The organism is Nocardioides maradonensis (genome assembly GCF_054777115.1).
In genome coordinates this window covers 181499-206804 of the sequence record NZ_BAAHAZ010000009.1, presented here as the reverse complement: position 1 = coordinate 206804, position 25306 = coordinate 181499, and the positions used below count along the sequence as shown (strand labels likewise).

Here is a 25306-nt window from a genome sequence, read left to right as displayed (position 1 = left end):
GACCACATCTCCTCACCTACTTGAAGGAACACATCATGCAGCGCAGCAAGACCTACCGCGCGGCGGCCGAGACGTTCGACAAGAACGAGCTCTTCGCCCCGCTGGCCGCGATCAAGATCGCCAAGGCCGCGTCCAAGAAGAAGTTCGACGAGACCGTCGACGTGTCCATGCGCCTGGGTGTCGACCCGCGCAAGGCCGACCAGATGGTCCGTGGCACCGTCTCCCTGCCGCACGGCACGGGCAAGACCGTCCGCGTCCTCGTGCTGGCCAACGCCGACAAGGCCGAGGCCGCCCGTGAGGCCGGCGCCGACTACGTCGGTGGCGACGAGCTTATCGACAAGATCGCCGGCGGCTGGCTCGACTTCGACGCCGTCGTCGCGACCCCGGACCTGATGGGCAAGGTCGGCAAGGTCGCCCGCGTCCTCGGCCCGCGCGGCCTCATGCCGAACCCGAAGACCGGCACCGTCACCCCGGACCCGGCCAAGGCCGTGACCGACATCAAGGGCGGCAAGATCGAGTTCCGGGTCGACCGGCACGCGAACCTGCACTTCATCATCGGCAAGGCGTCCTTCTCCGAGCAGGCGCTCGCCGAGAACTACGCCGCTGCCCTCGAGGAGGTGCTGCGTCTCAAGCCGGCCAGCTCCAAGGGCCGCTACCTGAAGAAGGTCACCGTCTCCACGACCATGGGCCCCGGTGTCCAGGTCGACCCCAACCGCGTCAAGAACGTCGCGGTCGAGGACGAGGCCTGATCCTCCGCCGAAACCCGGGTTTGTAACGTCCGAGACCCGCCTCTGTCGCAGCGACAGAGGCGGGTCTCGGACGTTACAAACCCGGGTTTCGGCAGCTCAGGGGAGGAGCAGGGCGCTGTCGCCGAACTCGTGCCACAGGTAGCCCTCGGCCACGGCGGCGTCGTACGCCCGCTGCGCCAGCGCGGTGCCGGCGACCGCCTCGACGAGCAGCAGGTGGGAGGCGCCCGGGTCGTGCCAGCCGGTGACCAGGCCGCGGACGACGTGCGGCGGGTCGCCCGGGGTGATCACCCGGTGGGTCCAGCCGCTCGCGGCGACGACCCGACCGTCGACCTCCGCCGACTCCAGTGCCCGGGTCACCGACGTGCCGACCGCGACGATCCGGCCCCCACGGCGCAGCGCGGCGTTGGCCAGTGCCGCGGTGGCTGCCGGTACGGCGAACCACTCGTCCTGCGGCGCCTCGCCGGCCTCCTGGGAGCTGACCCCGGTGTGCAGCGTGATCGCTGCGATGGCCACGCCGCGTCGGCGTACCCGGTCGGCGAGGGCGTGGGTGAACGGTCGCGCCGCCGACGGCATCTCGGCGCTGCCCGGGACGAGCGAGAAGATGCTCTGGTACGCCGCCAGGGGGTACCGCCGGTCGAGGTATCCGTAGGCGATCGGCCGGCCGTGAGCGGCGAGCAGGCGGGAGAGGTCGCCGACCACGCTGGCCCGCCACAGGCGGTTGCCCGCTCCGGTCGGCGAGGACGCCGACGGGTACGGCGCCAGCAGGGTGATCGTCACGTCGTCGGCCCGGACCGTGGCGCCCGGGGTGGCGTCGAGCACCGCTCGGTCGGCGCTCGGGGAGGTCCGCAGCTCGACCACCCGGGTTCCGTCGTCCAGCCGGGTCGCGACGTGCAGCACCACCGGCCCGCGGCCGGCGAGCTCGGCGTCGACCTGTCCCGGCACGGTCGCGCTGTCGTTGACCACGAGCAGGTCGCCGGGGTCGAGCTGCTCGGCCAGGTGGGCGAAGCGGGTGTGCTCGACCCGGTCCGGCCGCGCCACGAGCAGCCGTACGTCGTCGCGGGACCGGCCACGGAGCTCGGGCGGAGCCGTGGCGGTCGCGTCCGGTCGCTCGGCGAAGGTCACGCCCGGGGCCTCGGCGAGGCGACTCACGTCGTCACCGGCTCGGGCAGGTCGGCCGCTCGGTAGCGGCCGGACGGCGGGCGCGCCTCGAGCAGCGCGAGCAGCCGCGGGACGACCGTCTCGGGCAACGGCCGGTCCGAGATGTCCTCGCCGGGGAACGCCGCCTGGTGCATCGCCGTCCGGAGGTCCCCGGGGTCGATCGCGTAGCCGGTGAGGGCGGGGTTCTCGGCGGCGTACTGCAGGACGACGTGCTCGAGGGCCGCCTTCGACGCGCCGTACATGCCCCAGCCGTCGTAGTGCTCGGCGGCTGCGTCGGAGGTGATGCCGACCAGGACCGCGTCGCTCGCGACGAGGAGCGGCAGCAGCTCGCCGGTGAGGATCAGCGGTGCGCCGACGTTGGTGCGCATCGTGCGTTGGAGGTCGTCGGCGGTGATCCGCTCCAGCCGGGGGAGCGGGGTGGGGCCGAGCGTGCTCGCGTTGTGCACGAGCAGGTCGAGCCGCCCGGCCCCTCGGGCCTCGGCGACGAGACGTGCGCGGTGGTCGGCGTCGGTGATGTCGCCCGGGATGGCGACGACGCCGGGTCCGCTCGCGGCCGCGAGCCGGTCCGCGTCCCGTCCGTCGGTGATGACGGTCCAGCCCTGCTGGACCAGGCCGGCGACGAGCGCCCGGCCGAGACCGGCCGAACCGCCGGTCACAAGAGCCACTGACATGGCTTCCTCCTTGATCGAAGATGAGTTCCCTGTCAGTGTTGAAGTTCAAGTTAACTTGAGTTCAAGGGACCACTCTCGAGGAGCGTCATGGATCGGCACGACCGGATGACGGTGACCCAGGTCAGCCAGCGCAGCGGCTACGCACCCTCGGCGCTGCGCTTCTACGAGGAGCGGGGGCTCATCTCGGCGACACGGACGCCCGGCGGGCGCCGGCAGTACGAGCGGGCCGTGCTGCGCCGACTGGCGTTCATCCGTGCGGCGGGCAACATCGGGCTCACCCTGGAGGAGACCCGCGCAGAGCTGGCCCGGCTCCCGGAGAACCGCACCCCGACCAAGGCCGACTGGGCACGGATCTCCGACCACTGGCGAGCCCGCCTCGACGAGCAGATGCGCGCGCTGCAGCGGCTTCGCGACGGCCTCGACTCCTGCATCGGCTGCGGGTGCCTGTCGCTCAAGCACTGCGGCATCGCGAACCCCGGCGACATCGCCGGCGTGCGCGACGAGCAGGCGGGGGCGGCGTACCTGCCGCCCGTGCTCAGGCGGTGAGGTGCTCCAGCGCGGCGAGCTCGACGCACACCGCCACCCCGGCCATCGCGGTCTCCACGTCGGCCAGGGACGGGAAGGTCGGGGCGAGCCGGATGTTGCGGTCGTCGGGGTCGTTGCCGTGAGGGAACGCCGACCCGGCCGGCGTGAGGGCGATGCCGGCCTCCTTGGCGAGCTGGACGGTGCGCGCGGCCGTGCCGTCGAGGACGTTGAGGTCGACGAAGTAGCCGCCGATCGGCCGGCTCCAGGTCGCGATGCCGAGACCGTCGAGGCGCGAGGTCAGCGCCTTCTGCACGGCCTCGAACTTCGGGGCGATCAGGTCGCGGTGCTTGCGCATGTGGGCGCGTACGCCGTCGGCGTCGCCGAAGAACTCCACGTGGCGCAGCTGGTTGACCTTGTCCGGGCCGATCGCCGCGAAGCCGAGGCGCTGGAGGTACCAGGCGACGTTCTCTGCGGAGGCCGCCAGGCACGCGACGCCGGCGCCGGCGTAGGTGATCTTCGAGGTCGAGGCGAACATGATCGGGCGGTTCGGGTGCCCCGATACGGACGCCAGGCCGAGCGCGTCGGCGCTCTTGACCTCCACCTCGGTGAGGTGGTGGACGGCGTACGCGTTGTCCCAGAGGATCCGGAAGTCCGGGGCCGCGGTGTCCATCGCCATCAGCTCTGCCGCCACCTCGGTGGAGCACACCGATCCCGTGGGGTTGGCGTACGTCGGCACCAGCCACATGCCCTTCACCGCCGGGTCGGCCACGAGCGCGCGGACCGCCGGGACGTCGGGGCCGTCCTCGTGCATCGGCACCGTCACCATCTCGATGCCCAGCTCGGCGAGCATCGTGAAATGACGGTCGTAGCCCGGCACGGGGCAGATGAACTTCACGACCGGCTCGTCCTTCCACGGACGGGGCGAGTCGGGGCCGCCCTTGAGCAGCAGCCAGCTGACGACCTGGTACATCATCGACAGGCTCGAGTTGCCGCCCGCGACGACCTGCTCGGGGCTGACCGAGAGCAGGTCGGCGAAGATCTCGCGCATCTCGGGCAGGCCCTCGAGGCCGCCGTAGTTGCGCACGTCCACACCGGCCCGGTCCTTCGTCGTCGACGGCAGCGCGAGCAGGCCGTCGGAGAGGTCGAGCTGGTCGACGCCCGGCTTGCCACGGGTGAGGTCCAGCTTCAGGCCCGTGGCCTGCAGCGAGGCGTAGTCGGCACGAGCGGCGGCGAGCCGCTCGGCGAGGTCTTCGGGGGAGGCCTGGGTCAGCGTCGTCACAGGGTCCATCGTGCCAGCACCCACGATTTGGTACGTCGCCCGGGCGCCCGTAGTCTTGCTCCCTGAAACCAGAGACCGCTGGTCGTCAGTCCTGCTCCGGCAGGGGTGATCGAAGGTCCCGAGAGGGCGACCCGCGCAGGATTCGAAGCAGTGCCGCGCGACGCAGCCCGTCGCCCGTGTTCTCGCCCCGGAGCCTGTGCCCGGGGCGATCGTCATTTCGGAGCCGGGCAGACACGTGGTCTCACCCGATCCGGAAGGAGACCCATGGCGCGGGCAGACAAGCAGGCCGCCGTCGCGGAGATCACTGGCGAGTTCAGTGGGTCCGCAGGCGCTGTGCTGACCGAGTACCGCGGTCTCACCGTCAAGGAGCTGCAGACGCTGCGTCGCTCCCTCGGTGCGAACGCCAACTACGCCGTGGTCAAGAACACGCTGGCCAAGCTCGCCGCTTCTGAGGCGGGCATCGAGGGCTTCGACGAGCTCCTCACCGGCCCGACCGCCATCGCCTTCATCAAGGGCGATGTCGTCGAGGCCGCCAAGGGCCTGCGTGACTTTGCCAAGGCCCACCCCGCCCTCGTCATCAAGGGCGGCGTTCTGGACGGCAACCTCCTCGACCCGGCCGAGATCGCCAAGCTGGCCGATCTCGAGTCGCGCGAGGTGCTCCTGGGCAAGCTGGCCGGCGCGATGCTGGCCTCGCTCTCCCAGGCCGTCTACCTCCTCAACGCCCCGCTCTCGCAGGCTGCCCGGCTCGCCGGCGCCCTGCAGGCCAAGGCGCAGGAGGACCCCTCGATCCTCGCAGGTGGTGCCGGTGCTCCGGCCGCTGCCGAGGAGACCCCGGCCGCTGAGGTCGTCGCGGAGGAGGCTGCCGACGAGGCCGCCCCCGCCGAGGCGCCCGAGGCCGAGTCCGCCGACGCCTGAGACCCGATTGAGCCGAGCGCAGACGAGCTTGCTCGTGTGCCGAGGCGATTGAGGGTGGCCGACGAAGTCGGCATCCGTCAGGCCGACGTACCACACCACCTGAAACCCGGCGGCGCCCCGGAAGGGACGCTGCCAAAGAAACAAGAAGGAGACGCCACCATGGCGAAGCTCAGCACTGACGAGCTGCTCGACGCGTTCAAGGAGATGACGCTGATCGAGCTGTCCGAGTTCGTGAAGCAGTTCGAGGAGACCTTCGGCGTGACCGCCGCTGCTCCGGTTGCCGTTGCCGCTGCCCCCGCCGCCGGCGGTGCCGCGGGCGGTGCCGACGAGGCCGCCGCGCAGGACGAGTTCGACGTCGTCCTCGAGTCCGCTGGTGACAAGAAGATCAACGTCATCAAGGAGGTGCGCGCCCTGACCTCCCTCGGCCTGAAGGAGGCCAAGGACCTCGTCGAGGGTGCTCCGAAGGTTGTCCTGGAGAAGGTCAACAAGGAGACCGCCGACAAGGCCAAGGAGACCCTCGAGGCCGCCGGCGCCAGCGTCACCCTCAAGTGACCTACTGATTCACCTCGCGATCGGGCTCCCTTCACGGGGGAGCCCGATCGTGCATTTTTGACACGTCCGAGGGGGCGGGCCGTGCACCAGCACGAACCCTGCAACGAATGTGTCTCGGAACGCGGCAAAGCGTGACGGGGGCCACGGTTTGCGCGTAACCTGCCCGACGGGCTCCCGTTGTACTCACCAGTACGACGTGGCCCAGGCCACAGTGCGGGGCGCGAGCCCCGGGCCGCCATGGCTCCGGCAGGCCAACCACGTTTTGGAGAGAGGTTCAAATGGGCGTCGACGTCGCAGTGACCAACCTGACCAAGCAGTTCGGCAAGCAGCTGATCTGGAAGGGTGTCACGCTGACCCTCCCCGCTGGCGAGATCTCGGTGATGCTGGGCCCGTCCGGTACCGGTAAGTCGGTCTTCCTCAAGGCGCTCATCGGCCTGGTCAAGCCCGACGAGGGCTCCATCGTCATCGAGGGCACCGACATCGCCTCCTGCTCCGAGAAGGAGCTCTACGAGGTCCGCAAGCTGTTCGGCGTCCTGTTCCAGGACGGCGCCATGTTCGGCTCCATGAACCTCTACGACAACGTCGCCTTCCCGCTGCGCGAGCACACCCGCAAGGGCGAGTCCGAGATCCGTGACATCGTCATGGAGAAGATGGACCTCGTCGGTCTGCTCGGCGCCGAGGACAAGCTCCCCGGTGAGATCTCCGGCGGTATGCGCAAGCGGGCCGGCCTCGCTCGCGCGCTGGTCCTCGACCCCGAGATCCTGCTGATCGACGAGCCGGACTCCGGTCTCGACCCGGTCCGCACCTCGTTCATCAACCAGCTCTTCATCGACCTGAACGCGCAGATCGACGCCACGTTCCTGATCGTCACGCACGACATCCACTCGGTGCGCATCGTGCCCGACCAGATCGGCCTGCTCTACCACAAGCACCTGGCCATGTACGGTCCGCGCGAGATGCTGCTGTCCTCCGACGAGCCTGTGGTGCGCCAGTTCCTCAACGCGCAGACCGTCGGGCCGATCGGTATGTCGGAGGAGAAGGACGCCGACCAGCTGGCCGCGGAGAAGGACATGAACCTCCCTCCGCTGCCGCCGATCCCGCTCCAGCTCGAGCCGTCCAACGGCATCCCGCGCCGTTCGCAGCGTGAGCCGGGCGCTTGGTGCCGCGAGCACGGCGTGACGCCACCGCCGGGCTCGTTCACCAAGGAAGCCGAGCACGCCAGCGGATCCCAGCAGTCGCACTGACAGGACGCCCCCAATGTCCCTGACGGCAGCTCGGGTCTTCCGGCCGGTCGGGACGGCAGGAAAGCTCTTCGCCTTCGCACTCGATGTGGGGCGAGGGCTGTTCCGACGTCCCTTCCAGCTGCGGGAGTTCATCCAGCAGGCATGGTTCATCGCCTCGGTCACGATCATCCCGACGGCGCTGGTCGCCATCCCCTTCGGCGCGGTCATCGCGCTCCAGGTCGGCGGTCTGATCAAGCAGTTCGGCGCCCAGTCCTTCACCGGATCGGCGTCGGTGCTCGCGGTCATCCAGCAGGCCGCGCCCATCGGCACGGCGTTGCTGATCGCCGGCGCCGGCGGCTCGGCCATCGCCGCCGACCTCGGTGCGCGGAAGATCCGCGAGGAGCTGGACGCGATGATGGTGCTCGGCATCGACCCGATCCAGCGCCTCGTCGTGCCCCGCGTCCTCGCCTGCATGCTCGTGTCGGTCTTCCTCAACGGCATGGTGAGCGTCGTCGGTGTCGCCGGTGGCTACGTCTTCAACGTGATCCTGCAGGACGGCACGCCGGGCGCCTACCTGGCCAGCTTCACCGCCCTGGCGCAGCTGCCGGACGTGTGGATCGGCCTCGTCAAGGCGCTGGTGTTCGGGCTGATCGCCGCGATCGTCGCGTCGTACAAGGGCATGGACGCGAAGGGTGGCCCGAAGGGTGTCGGTGACGCGGTCAACGAGTCGGTCGTCATCACCTTCCTGCTGCTGTTCATCGTGAACTTCGTGCTGAGCACCATCTACCTCCAGATCATTCCTCCGAAGACGGGCTGAGGGAGGACAGGACGATGGCGAACGCCAAGGCGATCTACGAGCGCCCCCTCAAGGGTCTCGACACGCTCGGACACGAGCTGAGCTTCTACCTGCGGGTGCTGGCCGCGGTCCCCCGCGCGGTCGTGCGGTTCCCGCGCGAGGTGCTGCGCATCCTGGCCGAGGTCACCCTGGGCTCCGGCGCGCTGGCCGTCATCGGCGGCACCGTCGGGGTCATCCTCGGCATGACCTTCTTCACCGGCGCCCAGGTCGGACTGTCGGGGTACGCCGCGCTCAACCAGCTCGGCACGGCGGCCTTCGCGGGCTTCGTGTCGGCGTACTTCAACACCCGCGAGATCGCGCCGCTCGTCGCGGGCATCGCGCTCGCGGCCACCGTCGGCTGCGGCTTCACCGCCCAGCTCGGCGCCATGCGCATCTCCGAGGAGATCGACGCGGTCGAGGTCATGGCGATCCCGTCGATGCAGTACCTCGTCGCGACGCGGGTGTTCGGCGGCCTCATCGCGATCATCCCGCTCTACGTGGTCGGTCTGCTGTCGTCGTACGTCGCCAGCCAGCTCGTCGTGACGCTGTACTACCGGCAGTCCGTCGGCACCTATCGCCACTACTTCAACGAGTTCCTGCCACCCGGCGACGTGCTGTGGTCCTTCGGCAAGGTGCTCGTCTTCGCCGTCATCGTCATCCTGATCCACTGCTACCACGGGTACGCCGCCAGCGGTGGTCCCGCGGGCGTGGGCGTGGCGGTGGGTCGTGCCGTCCGGACCAGCATCGTCGCCATCAACGTGGTCGACCTGCTGCTGTCGATGGCGATCTGGGGCGCGTCCACCACCGTCAGATTGGCAGGGTGACGGGACCATGGCCTTCCTGCGTTCCCCGCGTCTGCTCGGCGTGGTGTTCATCGCCCTGCTGCTGGGCTCGGTCTACCTGACCTACGCGACGTTCACCAAGAAGTTCTCCAGCTACGACCGCGTCACGCTGGAGACCTCGACCATCGGTCTGCAGCTGCCCAACCGGGCGGACGTGAAGGTCCGCGGCGTCATCGTCGGCGAGGTCCTCAAGTCCGAGGCCGACGGCGAGAACGGCGCCAAGGTCACCCTGGGGCTCTACCCGGACAAGATCCACGAGGTGCCGGCGAACGTCACCGGCGCGATCGTCCCGAAGACGCTCTTCGGCGAGAAGTACGTCTCGCTGGAGATCCCGTCGACGGGTCCCGCCGCGACCAGCATCCAGACCGGTGCGGTCATCACCAAGACGGCGGTCAGCACCGAGGTCGAGCAGGTGCTCAACGACCTCTACCCGCTGCTGCGCACGGTCTCGCCGGCCGACCTCAACAGCACCCTGACGGCGATCTCGACCGCGCTCGAGGGGCGCGGCAACCAGCTCGGCCAGAGCCTGAGCACCGTCGACACGTACCTGAAGAAGATCAACCCGCAGATCCCGCAGCTGCTGCAGGACCTCGCGCAGACGGCCAAGGTGTCGAACACCTACGCCGACATCTTCCCGCAGATCGCGACCATCCTCGACAACACGGTGAAGACCACCGGCACGCTGCAGGAGAAGGAGACCGCGCTGACCCAGACGCTGCGCGACGTCCGCTCGTTCTCCGACACCGCCCGGGTCTTCCTCGCGCGCAACGAGGCGAACCTGCGTGAGGCCGGCGTCCTGAGCACCAAGATCCTCAAGGTCGCCGCCCGGTACGCCGTGGAGATCCCCTGCATGTCGCACGCGCTCGTCCACGTCCAGGGCCGGCTCGCCGAGGCGTTCCGTGGCTTCGAGCTGCACATCGTGCTCGAGACGCTGCCGCACCAGCCCAACCCGTACTCCCCGGCGGACCGGCCGCACTTCGGCGCCGCCGCCGGCCCGAACTGCCACGGCCTGCCGAACCTCCCCTACAGCCAGGAGCACCCGTACCCGAGCCTGCCGTTCATCGACGACGGTGTCCGCCGTGGCCAGAGCGGCAAGGGCAACGTCCAGCGTCCGGCGCCGTCGTTCGGGTCGAGCGGTCTCGGCTACCGCGGGACGCCGGGTGACGTCGACGTGCTCCGCCAGCTCCTGCAGCAGCGGTACGGCGCCGACGCCGCCGACCCGTTGTCCGTGCTCCAGGCCGGCCCGCTCGCGGTGGGAGGTGCTTCCTGATGCCCCGCGCAGGACTCGACAAGAGGACCTCGCAGGACCTGGTCCGGCTGCTCTGCTTCGTGCTCACCACCGGCCTGGCGACCAGCCTGCTCGTGATCACGATCGGCAACCTGTCGTTCCGGAGCACCCACAAGTACGAGGCGATCTTCAGCGACGCCGCCGGCGTCAACAAGGGTGACGACATCCGGATCGCAGGTGTCCGCGTCGGCACCGTGAAGGACATCTCCATCACCAAGGACAACCGAGCCGAGGTGACGTTCAGCGTCGACAGCGACGTCCGCCTCGACGACGCCACGCACGCCCAGATCAAGTACCGCAACCTCCTCGGCCAGCGCTACATCTCGCTGTACCAGCAGGGCACCTCGGACACCGTCCTGCCCTCGGGAGGCACGCTTCCGATCACCCGGACGAAGCCGGCCCTGAACCTGACGGTGCTCTTCAACGGCTTCAAGCCGCTGTTCGCCGCGCTGTCGCCCGACGACATCAACAAGCTCTCCTACGAGATCATCCAGGTCTTCCAAGGTGAGGGCGGCACGCTCAACAACCTGCTGGCCAGCACGGCCTCGGTGACCCAGACCCTCGCCGACCGCGACAAGGTCATCGGGCAGCTGCTCGACAACCTGTCCTTCGTGCTCAACCACGTCGCCTCGCGCGACCACCAGCTCGGCCGCCTGATCGTCAGCTTCAAGCGTCTGGTGACGGGCCTGGACCACGACCGCGGCCCGATCCTCGGCTCGCTCAACAGCATCTCGGCGCTGTCGGTCCAGACCGCGAGCCTGGTGCAGGGGCTGCGTCCTCCGTTCGTGGCCGACATCAAGCAGCTGCGCTCCGTGGCGACCAACCTCGACAACGGCAAGCAGGAGCTGGACCGTGCTCTCCAGGTGCTCCCGATCAAGCTGAACAAGATCGGCCGCACGGCGACGTACGGCTCGTGGTTCAACTTCTACCTGTGCCACTTCGTGGCGACCGTCCGCATCGGGAAGCAGGTCCTCGCCCAACCGTCCGTCAACATCGGCGCCGACCGATGCAACCTGGGATGAGGCGGGAACGACGATGAAGCCCTTCCGCGAACGCAACCCGGTCATCATCGGGGCGCTCAGCATCGTCGCGCTGGCGCTGCTGCTGACGGCCGCGCTGCGCGCCCAGGACCTGCCGCTGATCGGAGGCGGGACCACCTACTACGCCGACTTCACCGAGGCCGGCGGCCTCAAGGTGAACGACGAGGTCCGCATCGCCGGCGTCCGTGTCGGCAAGGTGGACTCGGTCAAGCTCGAGGGCGACAAGGTGCACGTCGGGTTCAAGATCAAGACCGACGCGACCCTCGGCCAGGCGACCCAGGCCGCGATCCAGGTCAAGACGATCCTGGGGTCGATGTACCTCTCGCTCGTGCCCGAGGGGAGCGGCGAGCTGTCCGACGGCTCCACCATCCCGGTCGACCGCACCAGCTCGCCGTACAACGTGGTCGACGCCTTCACCGGCCTGGCCCGCAAGGCCGGCAACATCGACACCGGTCAGCTCGCGCGCTCGCTGACGACGCTGGCCGACCTGACCCGTAGCACCCCGGCGTCGTTCCGCCGCGCGCTCAAGGGCGTCTCGGCGCTCTCGCAGGTCGTCGCGTCGCGCGACGCCCAGGTCAACACGCTCCTCAAGAGCCTGGACCGGGTCTCCACGGTCCTCGACGCCCGCGACCAGGACATCGTGTCGCTGATGTCGGCGTCCTCGAGCCTGTTCAAGGCGGTCCTGCTGCGCAAGCAGGCCATCCACAACCTGCTGACGGCGACGGTCACGTTGAGCACGCAGCTCACCGGCCTCGTGCGGGACACCAAGGCCGACCTGCGCCCGGCGCTGTCGCACCTCGCGAACGTCGTGGACATCCTGACCAAGAACGAGGACAACATCGACAACTCGGTGCGGTTGATGGCGCCGTTCTACCGGGTGTTCGCCAGCACGCTCGGCAACGGGCCGTGGTTCGACACCTACATCTACAACCTGCCGCCGCTGCTCGGTGGGAAGGGTGGTGTGTCATGAGCGCGAAGATCCAGCGCTGGCTGCCGCTCGCGATCATCGGCGCACTGGTGATCGCCGGCGCCGTGTACCTGTTCGGCAGCGGCAGCGGTGACAAGACAGTGACCGCCTACTTCCCGCGGGCCGTGTCGCTCTACGAGGGCAGCGACGTGCGCGTGCTCGGCGTCGCCATTGGCAAGGTCGACCAGATCGTGCCCGACGGCACCCAGGTCAAGGTCGTCATGCACTACGACAAGGACGTGCAGATCCCGGCCTCCGCGCAGGCCGTGATCGTGTCGCCTGCGGTCGTCGGCGACCGCTACGTGCAGCTGATGCCGGCGTACAAGGCCGGACCGGTCATGGCCGACAACACGATCATCCAGGAGAGCAACACCGCAGTGCCGCTCGAGCTCGACCAGATCTACGGCAGCATCGACAAGCTGACCGTGGCGCTCGGACCGAACGGCGCGAACAAGACCGGCGCGCTGACCGACCTGCTCGACCAGACCGCCCGCAACTTCGGTGGCCAGGGTGCGCAGTTCCACCAGACGATCCAGGACTTCGGCAAGCTCAGCGCCACGCTGGACGACAACAAGGACGAGCTGTTCCACTCGGCGACCAAGCTCGAGTCGTTCATCAACACGCTCGCCAAGAACGACGGCACGGTCCGCAGCTTCAACACCAACCTCGGCAAGCTGTCCACGATGCTGGCGGGGGAGCGCACGGACCTGAGCGCCGCGCTCAACAACCTCGGCACGGCCCTGGACGCGGTCGGTCACTTCGTGAAGGACAACCGCCGGTTGCTCGGCAAGAACATCGCCGGCCTGGACCAGGTCACCAAGATCCTGGTGAAGCGGCGCAGCCAGCTGAGCGAGATCGTGAAGGCCGCCCCGCTCGCCCTCACGAACCTGTACCACACCTACAACCCGCAGGCCGGGACCCTGGACACCAACGGCAACGTCGGCAACATCGTCAACGAGCTCACCCAGCACCCGACCGACTACCTGTGTGCCCTGGTCTCCGCGCAGGACCCCAAGGGGAGCCTGTGCAACACCATCAAGGGCCTGCACCTGGGCCGCGTCCAGCCCTTCGGGCAGGGCTCCTGGTCCCACCAGCCCTACGACCCGACCCTCAACGGCCTGGTGGTGAAGTGATGACGCGCCGGTTCCGTGCCGCGGTCGCGCTGCTCGCGGCCGTGCTGATGCTGGGTGGATGTGGCTTCGACGTCTACTCCCTGCCGCTGCCCGGCGGTGCCGACGTCGGCAACAACCCGTTGACGGTGACCGCCGACTTCCGCGACGTCCTCGACCTCGTCCCGCAGTCGGCCGTCAAGGTCAACGACGTGACCGTCGGCAAGGTGACCAAGATCGAGCGCGTCCCCCTGCCGAGCCAGGCCGGGGCCAGCGCCCCGTTCGACGGGTACGTCGCCCGGGTGACGATGGACATCCGCAACGACACCGACCTGCCGGCGAACGCGACCGCGAACATCCGCCAGACCAGCCTGCTGGGCGAGAAGTTCGTGTCCCTGGACGCGCCGCCCGTCGGCGACACCGGGCACCTCGCCAACGGCGCGAACATCCCGGTCACGCGCACGGGCAAGAACCCCGAGGTCGAGGAGGTGCTCGGCGCGCTCAGCCTGGTGCTGAACGGCGGTGGCATCGGCCGGCTCAAGATCATCACCTCCGAGCTGAACAAGGCCCTGTCCGGCCGCGAGGACTCCGCGCGCTCGGTGCTGACCCAGGTCGCCCAGCTGATGACCCAGCTCGACGGCCGCAAGCAGCAGATCGTCGCGGCGATCTCCTCGGTCAACCGGCTCGCCGTCGAGGCGCGGCACAACATGGGCAGCATCGACCAGGCGCTGGCCAAGCTGCCCTCGGCGGTCGACTCGCTCAACCGCCAGCGCGCCGACCTGCGCAAGATGCTGCAGGGCCTCGCCCGGCTCGGCAACGTCGGCGTCCGTGTCATCAAGGCCACGAAGGCCTCGACTATCGACTCCCTGCGGATGCTGGACCCGGTCCTGACCCAGGTGTCGGCGGCCGGCAAGGACTTCGTCAACTCCTTCAGCACGTTCCTCACCTACCCGTTCATCGACGAGTCGGTGGGCCGTGACCCGCAGGTCGCGCGCAACCTGCACATGGGTGACTACGTCAACCTGTCGATCAACCTCGACCTCGACCTGAACAACCTGTCGCTGCCCGACCTGGTGTGCATCCCCCTCAGCGGGCTGCCGTCGAACGCGACGCTCGACCAGCTGCTCAACCTGAAGAACCTCTGTGCCGGCGTCCAGCAGACGCTCAGCCAGTGCAAGCTGTCGAACCCCAACGCGTGTGCCCAGCTGCCGCAGGCCCTGATCAAGAACCTGTGCCAGGACGGCGGCCTGAAGCTGCCGCTGCTGTGCAACGGGCTCGCCAAGGCGGGCTCGGGCGGGAGCGGATCCGGGTCGGGCACCAACTCGGTGCAGCAGCTCCTGCACAGCCTCGGGCTCGCCAGGCCCGCGCCGATGACGGCACAGCAGAGACGTGACGAGGCGCGCTGGAACACCTTCACGCACTCCTACGACGTCGGCATGCTCCAGCTGATGACGGCGCCGCTGACCGCGACGGGGGCGAGCCGATGATCACCAGACGCACCAAGGTCCAGCTGCTCATCTTCACGATCATCACGCTGCTCGGCGTGAGCTACGTCGGTGCCCGCTACGCGAAGCTCGACCGGCTCGTCCTCGACGAGTCCTACACGGTCACCGCCCACTACGGCGACTCCTCGGGCGGCATCTTCACCGGCGCGGAGGTCACCTACCGCGGCGTGTCCATCGGCAAGGTCAGCGACATGGTGCTGACCCGCGACGGCGTCGACGTGAAGCTCGACATCGACAAGAAGTGGAACAAGATCCCCGCCGATCGCCTGGTCGCGGTGGTGGGCAACCGCTCGGCCGTCGGTGAGCAGTACGTCGAGCTGGAGCCGGCCACCGACAGCGGGCCCTACCTGACCAATGGCTCGCAGATCGACCGCACCGAGGTCCCGATCGCCACCCAGAAGCTGCTGTCCGACATCGTGACGACCGTCGGCAGCGTGCACAAGAGCTCGCTGAGGACGACGGTCCGCGAGCTCGGCAAGGCCTTCGACGGCACCGGTCAGGACCTGCAGCGGATCATCGACACCGGCACGTCGTTCATCAAGACGGCCAACGACAACTTCGACGTCACGCGCGCCCTCATCCGCGACAGCAACACGGTGCTCAACACCCAGGTGGCCTCGGACTCCGCGCTGCGCGACTTCGCCCGTGGGCTGTCCGCGTTCTCCACCACGCTCGCCGGCGACGACCCGGCGCTGCGCAAGGTGATCGACAAGGGGTCGTTCGCGGCCTCGCAGCTGCGCACCTTCCTCGAGCAGAACCAGGTCCACCTGGCGTCGCTGCTCAACACCGTCGTGGTGACCGGTCGGATCGTGGTCCAGAACCTGCCGGGCCTCAAGCTCGCGCTGGTCGTCTACCCGTACGCCGTCGGCGCCGGGTACGTCGTGGTCGGCAAGACCGCCGGCATCAACAAGTACGACGCCCACTTCGGCCTCGTGCTGGCCAACGAGAAGCCGCTGGGCGGCTACAAGCTGTGCCACACCGGCTACGAGGGCACCCGGCACCGCAGCCCCTCCAACGGCGAGAACTGGCCGATGGACACCCAGGCGCACTGCGCCGAGCCGATCACCGACGGCAACGTGCGCGGTGAGCAGAACCTCCGCCGGGTCGCTCCGGACTACTCCCGCCTGGACAGCAGGACCGTCGCGTCGTTCGACCAGAAGACGGGCACGCTGACCTGGGGTGCCCCGACGACCGGTTTGAGCGACACCGGTAGCGTGGCGCCCCGGTCGCTCGGAAGGGACTCGTGGACGTGGCTGTACCTCCAACCGCTGCTCGCTCGGCAGTAGCGTCGCCGACCCTGCGCTGGAGTGTCCTCGGGGTGCTGGTCGGCCTCGTCGTGGTCGCGCTCGCCGTCTCGGTCGTGGCCGTCCTGCGCCAGGACGGCGGAAGCCTGTCGGCCAAGCTCGACTCGCTGCGTCACCCGCAGGCCGCCGTCGACAGCGCCACGCTGGCCCGCGAGCAGGCGCTCGGGGTCGGCCAGGACTTCGTGACCCGGTTCAACACCTACGGTCCGCAGATGCTCGCGAAGGACGGCACCATGCCGGCCTACGAGGGGCTCAGCGCGGAGATGACCTCGAAGTTCGCCGGGGTGTTCACCAAGAACGTCGGGTACGCCGAGGCGACCGTCAAGCAGAACAAGATCCGGCGCAGTGCGACCGTGTACGGCGCGGGTGTCTCCGACATCGACGCCGACCATGCGACCGTCATCGTCGCGGGCGTCGCGAAGTTCGCCTACCCGAACCCGAAGCAGAAGGGCACCTGGCTCCAGTTCGACCCGGAGCGCTTCCGCTACGCGGTCTCGCTGGTGAAGCAGGACGGCCGCTGGCTGGTCGACGATCTCGACGACATCGACGACGGGCTGCCGCCGCTCGGTGAGTCCGGCGGGACGACGGGCGGCGGCCAGCTGCCGTCGTCGGCGCCGAGCCTGTCCGGCCCGGGAACGGGGAACGGATCGTGAGCCTGAACCTCTACGACCTCCTCGACGTCGACGAGGCCGCGTCGGCCGACGAGGTCCGTGCCGCCTGGAAGACGGCCATCGCCGACCTGGAGCCGGGCGACCGCCGCTTCCGCGCGTTCAACGACGCGGCCGGGGTGCTGCTGGACCCGGCCAAGCGTGCGGCGTACGACGAGGAGCTGGCGTCCGCGCGCGCGAGCTCTGCCGCGGAGGAGCCCGCTCCCGAGCCGGAGCCGGTGCCGGCGACCAAGCCGGAGAGGCGCTCGTCCAGCGCCGGGGCGGTCGCTCCCGCGACGGTGGACACCGCGGCCGACGACGACACCGCGGCCGACGACGACACCGCGGACACCGACGACACCGCTGGGGAAGCCGAGTCCGCCGGCGCCGGACCCCGCACGTGGGCGCTGCTGACCGCCGGGGTGCTCGCCCTGCTCGCGGTCGTGCTGGCCGTGTGGGTGCTGACCCGCCCGGGCGTCGGCGACGGGTCGAGCAGCCAGGACAGCGCGCAGCTGGCGGCCGAGCAGTCCTCCGTGGAGCAGTTCGTGTCGGACACGCTGGTGCCTGCGATGTCCTACGACTACCGCACCTGGCACTCCGACCTCGCCACGTTCGAGGGCTACATGACCCCCGCCGAGGCGGCGAAGTACCAGCGTGGGTGGAAGGCCATCGGTCCGCAGGTCGAGCAGCAGAAGGCTGTCGTCACCTCGCACACGCCCGCCGACGCGCCAGGCACCGGGCTCACCCGGATCTCTGACGACGGGACGCGGGCCGTCGTGCTCGCCTTCATCGACCAGGACGTCCGCAAGGCCGCGACGGCCCCGTTCACGCTCAAGATGTGGGCGACGTTCGTGCTCGACAAGGACCCGTCGACGGGCTCCTGGCGGGTCGAGAACGTGTGCACCGACACGGCCTGCTCCTGACCTTTCCGGGCGGCCTGCCGCCCGCGGTGCTTGACCTGAGCGCTCGACGCGAGCATGCTCTACGCAGCGTCGTGGTGAATTGCGAGGCCTGATTTGTCTTGCGCCCACGTTTAGGCTATCGTGGCGCTTTGCGCCTGCCCTCAAATGCTCTTCTGCCTGCCCGGTGGCTGAAGTTGTGGTGGATCGGCGCTCTCGCACAGCGTTACCGTCGAAGGACAACTCTTGGCCGCGCGCACCACTCCCGGTAAGCCCCGCATCTCTTTCGCGAAGATCAACGAACCGATGGAGCTCCCGAAGCTCCTGGCGCTCCAGACCGACAGCTTCGACTGGCTGATCGGCAACGAGGCCCACGCCGAGCGGGTCGCCGCCCGCCGTGCCGCCGGTGAGGACGTCTCCGACAAGTCCGGTCTGACCGAGATCTTCGAGGAGATCTCGCCGATCGAGGACTTCTCCGAGACCATGTCGCTCTCGTTCGAGAACCCGGTCTTCTACGACCCGAAGTACACCGTGGACGAGTGCAAGGAGAAGGACCTCACCTACTCCGCACCCCTCTACGTCTCTGCGGAGTTCACCAACAACGAGACCGGTGAGATCAAGGGCCAGACCGTCTTCATGGGCGACTTCCCGCTCATGACCCCGAAGGGCACCTTCGTCATCAACGGCACCGAGCGTGTCGTCGTCTCCCAGCTGGTCCGCAGCCCGGGCGTCTACTTCGAGCGCACCGCCGACAAGACCTCGGACAAGGACATCTTCACCGCGAAGCTCATCCCGAGCCGTGGCGCCTGGCTCGAGTTCGAGATCGACAAGCGCGACATGGTCGGCGTACGCCTCGACCGCAAGCGCAAGCAGAACGTCACCGTCCTGCTCAAGGCCCTGCAGGCCGTCGCCGAGGACACCGGCGAGGCCTACGACTACGAGGCCGTCATGGCCGACCTGCGTCAGTACGAGTCGATCCAGCTGACGGAGGAGAAGGACAACACCCAGGGTCCGGACGACGCCCTGCTGGACATCTACCGCAAGCTCCGCCCGGGCGAGCCGCCGACGCGTGAGGCCGCGCTGACGCTGCTGAAGAACTACTACTTCAACCCGAAGCGCTACGACCTGGCCAAGGTCGGTCGGTACAAGATCAACAAGAAGCTCGGCCAGCACGAGGCGTTCGACCAGCAGACCCAGACGATCGCGGACATGGTCGCGACCATCCGCTACCTCGTCGCGCTGCACGACGGTCGCACCGAGCTGACCGACGCCAACGGCGAGGTCTTCGAGATCGGTGCGGACGACATCGACCACTTCGGCAACCGTCGCATGCGCACGGTCGGCGAGCTGATCCAGAACCAGATGCGCACCGGCCTGGCGCGCATGGAGCGCGTGGTCCGTGAGCGGATGACCACCCAGGACGTCGAGGCGATCACGCCGCAGTCGCTGATCAACATCCGCCCGGTCGTCGCGGCGCTGAAGGAGTTCTTCGGCACCTCGCAGCTCTCGCAGTTCATGGACCAGACCAACCCGATCTCGGGTCTGACCCACAAGCGCCGCCTCTCGGCGCTGGGCCCGGGTGGTCTCTCCCGCGACCGCGCCGGCATGGAGGTCCGTGACGTCCACCCGTCGCACTACGGCCGCATGTGCCCGATCGAGACCCCCGAAGGCCCGAACATCGGTCTGATCGGCTCGCTCGCGTCGTACGGACGGATCAACCCGTTCGGCTTCGTCGAGACGCCGTACCGCAAGGTCGAGGGTGGCCAGGTCACCGACCGCATCGACTACCTGACCGCTGACGACGAGGACCGCTACGTCATCGCGCAGGCGAACGCCGCGCTCGACACCAACGGCAAGTTCGTCGAGCCCAAGGTGCTGGTCCGCCAGCGCTTCGGCGAGGTCGGCGAAGTCGACGCGGACGACGTGGACTACATGGACGTCTCGCCGCGCCAGATGGTGTCGGTCGCGACCGCGCTGATCCCGTTCCTCGAGCACGACGACGCCAACCGCGCACTCATGGGCGCGAACATGCAGCGTCAGGCCGTTCCGCTGATCAAGAGCGACAGCCCGATCGTCGGCACCGGCATCGAGTACCGCGCCGCGGTCGACGCCGGTGACGTGGTCACGGCCGACGCCGCCGGTGTCGTGAAGGCCGTCTCGGCCGACCTGGTCGAGACGATGAACGACGACGGCAGCTACAGCAGCTACCGCCTGCAGAAGTTCAGCCGCTCCAACCAGGGCACCTGCATCAACCAGCGTCCGCTGGTCAGCGTGGGTGACCGGGTCGAGGTCGGCAGCCCGATCGCCGACGGTCCGTGCACCGACCAGGCCGAGATGGCGCTGGGCACCAACCTGCTCGTCGCCTTCATGCCGTGGGAGGGCCACAACTACGAGGACGCGATCATCCTGTCGCAGCGCCTCGTGCAGGAGGACGTCCTCACCTCGATCCACATCGAGGAGCACGAGGTCGACGCCCGCGACACCAAGCTGGGTCCGGAGGAGATCACCCGGGACATCCCGAACGTCTCCGACGAGATGCTGGCCGACCTCGACGAGCGCGGCATCATCCGCATCGGTGCCGAGGTCAACACCGGCGACATCCTGGTCGGCAAGGTCACCCCGAAGGGCGAGACCGAGCTGACGCCCGAGGAGCGGCTGCTCCGCGCGATCTTCGGTGAGAAGGCGCGCGAGGTCCGCGACACCTCGATGAAGGTGCCGCACGGTGAGTCCGGCACGGTCATCGGCGTCCGGGTCTTCGACCGCGAGGACGGCGACGAGCTGCCGCCGGGTGTCAACCAGCTGGTGCGGGTCTACGTCGCCCAGAAGCGCAAGATCTCCGTGGGTGACAAGCTCGCCGGCCGTCACGGCAACAAGGGCGTCATCGCCAAGATCCTGCCGATCGAGGACATGCCGTTCATGGATGACGGCACCCCGGTCGACGTGATCCTGAACCCGCTCGGTGTTCCGCGACGCATGAACATCGGTCAGATCCTCGAGCTCCACCTCGGCTGGCTCGGCAAGCAGGGTTGGCACCTCGGTGCCGACGTGCAGGACGAGGAGTGGGCCAAGCGGCTCACCGCCATCGGCGCCGACAAGGCCGAGCCGAACACGAAGGTCGCCACGCCGGTCTTCGACGGTGCCCGCGAGGACGAGATCATCGGCCTGCTCGGTCAGACGCTCCCCAACCGTGACGGTGAGCGGATGATCAAGGAGGACGGCAAGGCGCACCTGTTCGACGGTCGCTCCGGTGAGCCGTTCAAGGAGCCCGTGTCGGTGGGCTACATGTACATCCTCAAGCTCCACCACCTGGTCGACGACAAGATCCACGCGCGCTCGACCGGTCCGTACTCCATGATCACCCAGCAGCCGCTCGGCGGTAAGGCCCAGTTCGGTGGCCAGCGCTTCGGTGAGATGGAGGTCTGGGCGATGGAGGCGTACGGCGCCGCCTACGCCCTGCAGGAGCTGCTCACGATCAAGTCCGACGACGTGCCGGGTCGCGTCAAGGTCTACGAGGCGATCGTCAAGGGCGAGAACATCCCCGACTCCGGCATCCCCGAGTCGTTCAAGGTCCTCATCAAGGAGATGCAGTCGCTCTGCCTCAACGTGGAGGTCCTGTCGCAGGACGGCACCGCCATCGAGATGCGCGACGCGGACGAGGACGTCTTCCGCGCCGCCGAGGAGCTCGGCATCGACCTCTCGCGGCGCGAGAACCCGTCGGTCGAAGAAGTCTGACCGGGAGGACGCGCGAGCGCAGCGAGCGCCTGTCCTCCCGGAACAGGCAAGTAGCCGCGCGAAGCGCGTCCATCCCGTCAGTCCCCAGCCTCACCTTTTCGAACCAAACGAAGGACAGCAGCCAAAGTGCTCGACGTTAACTTCTTCGACCAGCTTCAGATCGGCCTGGCCACCGCGGACGAGATCCGTCAGTGGAGCCACGGCGAGGTCAAGAAGCCGGAGACCATCAACTACCGCACGCTCAAGCCGGAGCGTGACGGCCTCTTCTGCGAGAAGATCTTCGGTCCCACTCGGGACTGGGAGTGCTACTGCGGCAAGTACAAGCGCGTGCGCTTCAAGGGCATCATCTGCGAGCGGTGTGGCGTCGAGGTCACGCGCTCCAAGGTGCGCCGTGAGCGCATGGGCCACATCGAGCTCGCCGCTCCGGTGACCCACATCTGGTACTTCAAGGGCGTCCCGTCGCGCCTGGGCTACCTGCTCGACCTCGCCCCGAAGGACCTGGAGAAGGTCATCTACTTCGCGGCGTACATGATCACCTCGGTCGACGAGGAGGCGCGTCACCGCGACCTGTCCTCGCTCGAGTCGAAGGTCGGTCTGCAGCGCAAGTCCGTCGAGGACCGGCTGGCCAACACCATCAACGACCGCTCCAAGAAGCTGGAGGAGGACCTCGCGGCCCTCGAGGCCGAGGGTGCCAAGGCCGACCAGAAGCGCAAGGTCAAGGACTCCGCCGAGCGCGAGATGAACCAGATCCGCAAGCGCTACGAGACCGAGCTCAACCGTCTCGAGGAGGTGTGGGACACCTTCAAGAACCTCAAGGTCCAGGACCTGATGGGCGACGAGGTGCTCTACCGCGAGATGAAGACGTGGTTCGGCAAGTACTTCGAGGGTCACATGGGCGCCACGGCGATCCAGAAGCGCCTCCAGGACTTCGACATCGACGCCGAGGTCGAGAACCTGCGCGAGATCATCGCGACGGGCAAGGGCCAGCGCAAGGTCCGCGCCCTCAAGCGGCTCAAGGTCGTCGACGCGTTCCGCAAGACCGGCAACAAGCCGATCGGCATGGTGCTCGACGCCGTCCCGGTCATCCCGCCGGACCTGCGCCCGATGGTCCAGCTCGACGGTGGCCGCTTCGCCACCTCCGACCTGAACGACCTGTACCGCCGCGTGATCAACCGCAACAACCGGCTCAAGCGACTGCTCGACCTCGGTGCGCCGGAGATCATCGTCAACAACGAGAAGCGGATGCTCCAGGAGGCCGTCGACTCGCTGTTCGACAACGGCCGCCGTGGTCGTCCCGTCACCGGCCCGGGCAACCGGCCGTTGAAGTCGCTGTCCGACATGCTCAAGGGCAAGCAGGGTCGCTTCCGCCAGAACCTGCTCGGCAAGCGCGTCGACTACTCGGGTCGTTCGGTCATCGTGTCGGGTCCGCAGCTCAAGCTGCACCAGTGCGGTCTGCCCAAGCAGATGGCGATCGAGCTGTTCAAGCCCTTCGTCATGAAGCGCCTGGTCGACCTGAGCCACGCCCAGAACATCAAGTCCGCCAAGCGGATGGTCGAGCGTGGCGCCCGTCGCGAGGTCTGGGACGTCCTCGAAGAGGTCATCGCCGAGCACCCGGTGCTGCTGAACCGTGCGCCCACGCTGCACCGGCTCGGCATCCAGGCGTTCGAGCCGCAGCTGGTCGAGGGCAAGGCCATCCAGCTGCACCCGCTCGTCTGCACCGCGTTCAACGCCGACTTCGACGGTGACCAGATGGCGGTGCACCTGCCGCTGTCCGCCGAGGCGCAGGCCGAGGCTCGGATCCTGATGCTGTCGACGAACAACATCCTCAAGCCGTCGGACGGCCGTCCGGTGACCATGCCGACCCAGGACATGATCATCGGCCTGTTCTTCCTCACGTCCGACCGGGCCGACCAGCCCGGCGCCGGCCGCCACTTCTCGTCGCAGGCCGAGGCCATCATGGCCTTCGACCGGGGCGAGATCACCCTGCAGAGCCCGATCCACATCCGTCTCGGCGACGACGTGGTGGGTGCTCCCGTGGGCGAGGAGACGACGACGCTGGGTCGCTCGATCTTCAACGACGCGCTGCCGGCCGACTACCCGTACGTGAACGAGGAGGTCGGCAAGAAGCGCCTCGGCGCGATCGTCAACGACCTCGCCGAGCGCTACAGCAAGGTGGTCGTGGCGGCGTCGCTGGACGCGCTGAAGGACAACGGCTTCTACTGGGCGACCCGCTCGGGCGTGACGGTGTCGATCGACGACGTCATCACCCCGGCGAACAAGCCCGAGATCCTGCTCGAGTTCGAGAACAAGGCCGCGAAGATCCAGAAGCAGTTCGAGCGCGGTCTGGTCACCGACGAGGAGCGCCGCCAGGAGCTCATCGAGATCTGGACCGAGGCCAGCGCCACGGTCGGCAAGGCGATGCGCGACGCGTTCGCGGACGCCCCGACCAACCCGATCTACATGCAGGTCAACTCGGGTGCCTCGGGTAACTTCAACCAGATCGGTCAGGTCGGCGCCATGCGTGGCCTGGTGGCCAACCCGAAGGGCGAGATCATCCCGCGCCCGATCAAGGCCAACTTCCGCGAGGGTCTGTCGGTCCTGGAGTACTTCATCTCCACCCACGGTGCCCGCAAGGGTCTGGCCGACACCGCGCTGCGGACGGCCGACTCGGGCTACCTGACCCGTCGTCTGGTCGACGTGTCGCAGGACGTCATCATTCGCGAGGAGGACTGCGGCACCGAGCGCGGCCACCTGGTCGACATCACGTCCGAGGACGTGGAGACCACGGCGTACGCCCGGACTGCGGCCGAGGCGGTCGTCCACCCGGAGACCGGCGAGGTCCTCGCCGGCGCCGGTGACGACCTCGGTGACGTCAAGATCGCCGAGCTGCTCGCGGCCGGCGTGAAGGAGGTCAAGGTCCGCTCCGTCCTCACCTGTGAGGCCGTCACCGGTACCTGCGCGAAGTGCTACGGCCGTTCGCTCGCGACCGGCAAGCTCGTCGACATCGGTGAGGCGGTCGGCATCATCGCCGCGCAGTCCATCGGTGAGCCGGGCACGCAGCTGACGATGCGTACCTTCCACACCGGTGGTGTGGCGTCGGCCGACGACATCACGCAGGGTCTGCCCCGCGTCGTCGAGCTGTTCGAGGCCCGTACGCCGAAGGGCCTCGCGCCCATCTCGGAGGCGTCCGGCCGGGTGCAGATCGAGGAGACCGACAAGGCCCGCAAGGTCCTCATCACCCCCGACGACGGCAGCGACGTCCTCGAGGTCCCGGTGTCGCGGCGCTCCAAGCTGCTGGTGGCCGACGGCGACCACATCGAGGTCGGCCAGAAGCTCACCGCCGGCACCGAGGACCCGAAGGAGGTGCTGCGCATCCTCGGCGTCCGCGCCACCCAGCAGCACCTGGTCGACGAGGTCCAGGCCGTGTACAAGAGCCAGGGTGTGTCCATCCACGCCAAGCACATCGAGATCATCGTGCGGCAGATGCTGCGCCGGATCACCGTGCTGGAGTCGGGCGAGACCAACCTGCTCCCGTCGGACCTGGTGGACCGCACCAAGTTCGAGACCGAGAACCGTCGCGTCGTCTCCGAGGGCGGCAAGCCGGCCTCGGGTCGTCCCGAGCTGATGGGCATCACCAAGGCCTCGCTCGCCACCGAGTCGTGGCTCTCGGCGGCCTCCTTCCAGGAGACCACCCGGGTGCTCACCGACGCGGCGATCAACGGCCGCTCCGACAGCCTCCGCGGCCTGAAGGAGAACGTGATCATCGGCAAGTTGATCCCGGCCGGCACCGGTCTGGAGCGCTACCGCAACATCCGTGTCGAGCCGACCGAGGAGGCGCGCCAGGCGGCGTACGCCGTCACGGGCTACGAGGCCTACGACTACGAGTTCGGTGGCGGTCAGGCAGTCGCGCTGGACGACTTCGACTTTGGTTCGTACCAGAACTGAGCGAAGCGAAGTTCTGGTGTGACGAACCAGGTTGAGTAGACGAAGGCCCCCGTGGAGCTTGCTCCGCGGGGGCCTTCGGCGTATCGAAGCCCAGTCGGTCTCCTCGATTGGTCGTTGGTTT

General features: G+C 68.4%; 20 protein-coding genes. 17 read left to right on the top strand and 3 right to left on the bottom strand.

All coding sequences use genetic code 11. The features are described from left to right. The first annotated feature begins 35 nt into the window (after positions 1–35). A complete protein-coding gene (gene rplA, locus ACYVAQ_RS13035) occupies positions 36–749 on the top strand; it encodes a 50S ribosomal protein L1 (protein WP_460790158.1) in 714 nt (237 codons plus the stop codon). Between the two features lie 96 nt (positions 750–845). Here the strand turns inward: rplA and ACYVAQ_RS13030 are convergent, their stop codons facing one another. Then, a complete protein-coding gene (locus ACYVAQ_RS13030; RefSeq protein WP_460790157.1) occupies positions 846–1898 on the bottom strand; it encodes an S-adenosylmethionine:tRNA ribosyltransferase-isomerase in 1053 nt (350 codons plus the stop codon). After that, entirely contained in the window at positions 1895–2578 is a 684-nt protein-coding gene (locus ACYVAQ_RS13025; protein WP_460790155.1) for an SDR family NAD(P)-dependent oxidoreductase, read from the bottom strand. The genes ACYVAQ_RS13030 and ACYVAQ_RS13025 overlap by 4 nt, the downstream gene beginning before the upstream one ends. A gap of 87 nt (positions 2579–2665) precedes the next feature. Between ACYVAQ_RS13025 and soxR the strand changes: the two genes are divergently transcribed. After that, positions 2666–3124 (top strand): redox-sensitive transcriptional activator SoxR, encoded by a 459-nt coding sequence (soxR, locus tag ACYVAQ_RS13020; RefSeq protein ID WP_460790154.1) that lies wholly within the window; start codon positions 2666–2668, stop codon positions 3122–3124. On the opposite strand, the gene ACYVAQ_RS13015 is transcribed toward soxR, so the two are convergent. Next, positions 3114–4382, bottom strand: a complete 1269-nt coding sequence (locus ACYVAQ_RS13015) for an aminotransferase class I/II-fold pyridoxal phosphate-dependent enzyme (protein WP_460790152.1) — start codon at positions 4380–4382, stop codon at positions 3114–3116. The genes soxR and ACYVAQ_RS13015 overlap by 11 nt on opposite strands. A gap of 264 nt (positions 4383–4646) precedes the next feature. Between ACYVAQ_RS13015 and rplJ the strand changes: the two genes are divergently transcribed. From rplJ to ACYVAQ_RS12940, 15 genes are all read left to right on the top strand, one after another. Further along, positions 4647–5297 (top strand): 50S ribosomal protein L10, encoded by a 651-nt coding sequence (gene rplJ / locus ACYVAQ_RS13010; protein WP_460790150.1) that lies wholly within the window; start codon positions 4647–4649, stop codon positions 5295–5297. Positions 5298–5456: 159 nt separating this feature from the next. After that, positions 5457–5849 (top strand): 50S ribosomal protein L7/L12, encoded by a 393-nt coding sequence (rplL, locus tag ACYVAQ_RS13005; protein ID WP_460790148.1) that lies wholly within the window; start codon positions 5457–5459, stop codon positions 5847–5849. Positions 5850–6127: 278 nt separating this feature from the next. Then, positions 6128–7093 carry an ABC transporter ATP-binding protein gene (locus ACYVAQ_RS13000; RefSeq protein ID WP_460790146.1) on the top strand — a complete coding sequence of 322 codons (966 nt, stop codon included), beginning with the start codon at positions 6128–6130 and terminating at the stop codon, positions 7091–7093. 13 nt (positions 7094–7106) lie between these two features. Further along, positions 7107–7889 (top strand): MlaE family ABC transporter permease, encoded by a 783-nt coding sequence (locus tag ACYVAQ_RS12995; RefSeq protein ID WP_460790144.1) that lies wholly within the window; start codon positions 7107–7109, stop codon positions 7887–7889. A 14-nt stretch (positions 7890–7903) separates the two neighbouring features. Next, positions 7904–8731 carry an MlaE family ABC transporter permease gene (locus tag ACYVAQ_RS12990; RefSeq protein ID WP_460790142.1) on the top strand — a complete coding sequence of 276 codons (828 nt, stop codon included), beginning with the start codon at positions 7904–7906 and terminating at the stop codon, positions 8729–8731. Between the two features lie 7 nt (positions 8732–8738). Beyond that, positions 8739–10019 (top strand): MCE family protein, encoded by a 1281-nt coding sequence (locus tag ACYVAQ_RS12985; protein WP_460790140.1) that lies wholly within the window; start codon positions 8739–8741, stop codon positions 10017–10019. Beyond that, positions 10019–11059, top strand: coding sequence for an MCE family protein (locus ACYVAQ_RS12980; RefSeq protein WP_460790139.1), 1041 nt, complete (start codon positions 10019–10021; stop codon positions 11057–11059). Before ACYVAQ_RS12985 ends, ACYVAQ_RS12980 begins: the two co-directional genes overlap by 1 nt. A 13-nt stretch (positions 11060–11072) precedes the next feature. Next, a complete protein-coding gene (locus ACYVAQ_RS12975; RefSeq protein WP_460790136.1) occupies positions 11073–12047 on the top strand; it encodes an MCE family protein in 975 nt (324 codons plus the stop codon). Then, on the top strand, positions 12044–13177 hold the full coding sequence (locus ACYVAQ_RS12970; protein WP_460790134.1) for an MCE family protein: 1134 nt from the start codon (positions 12044–12046) through the stop codon (positions 13175–13177). The genes ACYVAQ_RS12975 and ACYVAQ_RS12970 overlap by 4 nt, the downstream gene beginning before the upstream one ends. After that, positions 13177–14640: an MCE family protein gene (locus tag ACYVAQ_RS12965; RefSeq protein ID WP_460790132.1), complete on the top strand. Its 1464-nt coding sequence runs from the start codon at positions 13177–13179 to the stop codon at positions 14638–14640. Before ACYVAQ_RS12970 ends, ACYVAQ_RS12965 begins: the two co-directional genes overlap by 1 nt. Beyond that, complete coding sequence (locus ACYVAQ_RS12960; protein ID WP_460790129.1) at positions 14637–15944, top strand: MlaD family protein; 1308 nt, start codon at positions 14637–14639, stop codon at positions 15942–15944. The genes ACYVAQ_RS12965 and ACYVAQ_RS12960 overlap by 4 nt, the downstream gene beginning before the upstream one ends. A 32-nt stretch (positions 15945–15976) precedes the next feature. Further along, positions 15977–16615: a hypothetical protein gene (locus ACYVAQ_RS12955; protein WP_460790126.1), complete on the top strand. Its 639-nt coding sequence runs from the start codon at positions 15977–15979 to the stop codon at positions 16613–16615. Further along, complete coding sequence (locus tag ACYVAQ_RS12950) at positions 16612–17532, top strand: hypothetical protein (protein WP_460790124.1); 921 nt, start codon at positions 16612–16614, stop codon at positions 17530–17532. Before ACYVAQ_RS12955 ends, ACYVAQ_RS12950 begins: the two co-directional genes overlap by 4 nt. Positions 17533–17754: 222 nt before the next feature. Next, positions 17755–21240: a DNA-directed RNA polymerase subunit beta gene (gene rpoB / locus ACYVAQ_RS12945; protein WP_460790121.1), complete on the top strand. Its 3486-nt coding sequence runs from the start codon at positions 17755–17757 to the stop codon at positions 21238–21240. A 126-nt stretch (positions 21241–21366) separates the two neighbouring features. After that, positions 21367–25185, top strand: coding sequence for a DNA-directed RNA polymerase subunit beta' (locus ACYVAQ_RS12940; RefSeq protein WP_460790119.1), 3819 nt, complete (start codon positions 21367–21369; stop codon positions 25183–25185). Positions 25186–25306: the final 121 nt, after the last annotated feature.

Bases quoted from the DNA above. Each gene is read 5' to 3' on its own strand.
- rplA (WP_460790158.1), top strand. From the start codon at position 36: ATGCAGCGCAGCAAGACCTACCGCGCGGCGGCCGAGACGTTCGACAAG.
- ACYVAQ_RS13025 (WP_460790155.1), bottom strand. From the start codon at position 2,578: ATGTCAGTGGCTCTTGTGACCGGCGGTTCGGCCGGTCTCGGCCGGGCG.
- soxR (WP_460790154.1), top strand. From the start codon at position 2,666: ATGGATCGGCACGACCGGATGACGGTGACCCAGGTCAGCCAGCGCAGC.
- rplJ (WP_460790150.1), top strand. From the start codon at position 4,647: ATGGCGCGGGCAGACAAGCAGGCCGCCGTCGCGGAGATCACTGGCGAG.
- rplL (WP_460790148.1), top strand. From the start codon at position 5,457: ATGGCGAAGCTCAGCACTGACGAGCTGCTCGACGCGTTCAAGGAGATG.
- ACYVAQ_RS13000 (WP_460790146.1), top strand. From the start codon at position 6,128: ATGGGCGTCGACGTCGCAGTGACCAACCTGACCAAGCAGTTCGGCAAG.
- ACYVAQ_RS12995 (WP_460790144.1), top strand. From the start codon at position 7,107: ATGTCCCTGACGGCAGCTCGGGTCTTCCGGCCGGTCGGGACGGCAGGA.
- ACYVAQ_RS12990 (WP_460790142.1), top strand. From the start codon at position 7,904: ATGGCGAACGCCAAGGCGATCTACGAGCGCCCCCTCAAGGGTCTCGAC.
- ACYVAQ_RS12985 (WP_460790140.1), top strand. From the start codon at position 8,739: ATGGCCTTCCTGCGTTCCCCGCGTCTGCTCGGCGTGGTGTTCATCGCC.
- ACYVAQ_RS12980 (WP_460790139.1), top strand. From the start codon at position 10,019: ATGCCCCGCGCAGGACTCGACAAGAGGACCTCGCAGGACCTGGTCCGG.
- ACYVAQ_RS12975 (WP_460790136.1), top strand. From the start codon at position 11,073: ATGAAGCCCTTCCGCGAACGCAACCCGGTCATCATCGGGGCGCTCAGC.
- ACYVAQ_RS12970 (WP_460790134.1), top strand. From the start codon at position 12,044: ATGAGCGCGAAGATCCAGCGCTGGCTGCCGCTCGCGATCATCGGCGCA.
- ACYVAQ_RS12965 (WP_460790132.1), top strand. From the start codon at position 13,177: ATGACGCGCCGGTTCCGTGCCGCGGTCGCGCTGCTCGCGGCCGTGCTG.
- ACYVAQ_RS12960 (WP_460790129.1), top strand. From the start codon at position 14,637: ATGATCACCAGACGCACCAAGGTCCAGCTGCTCATCTTCACGATCATC.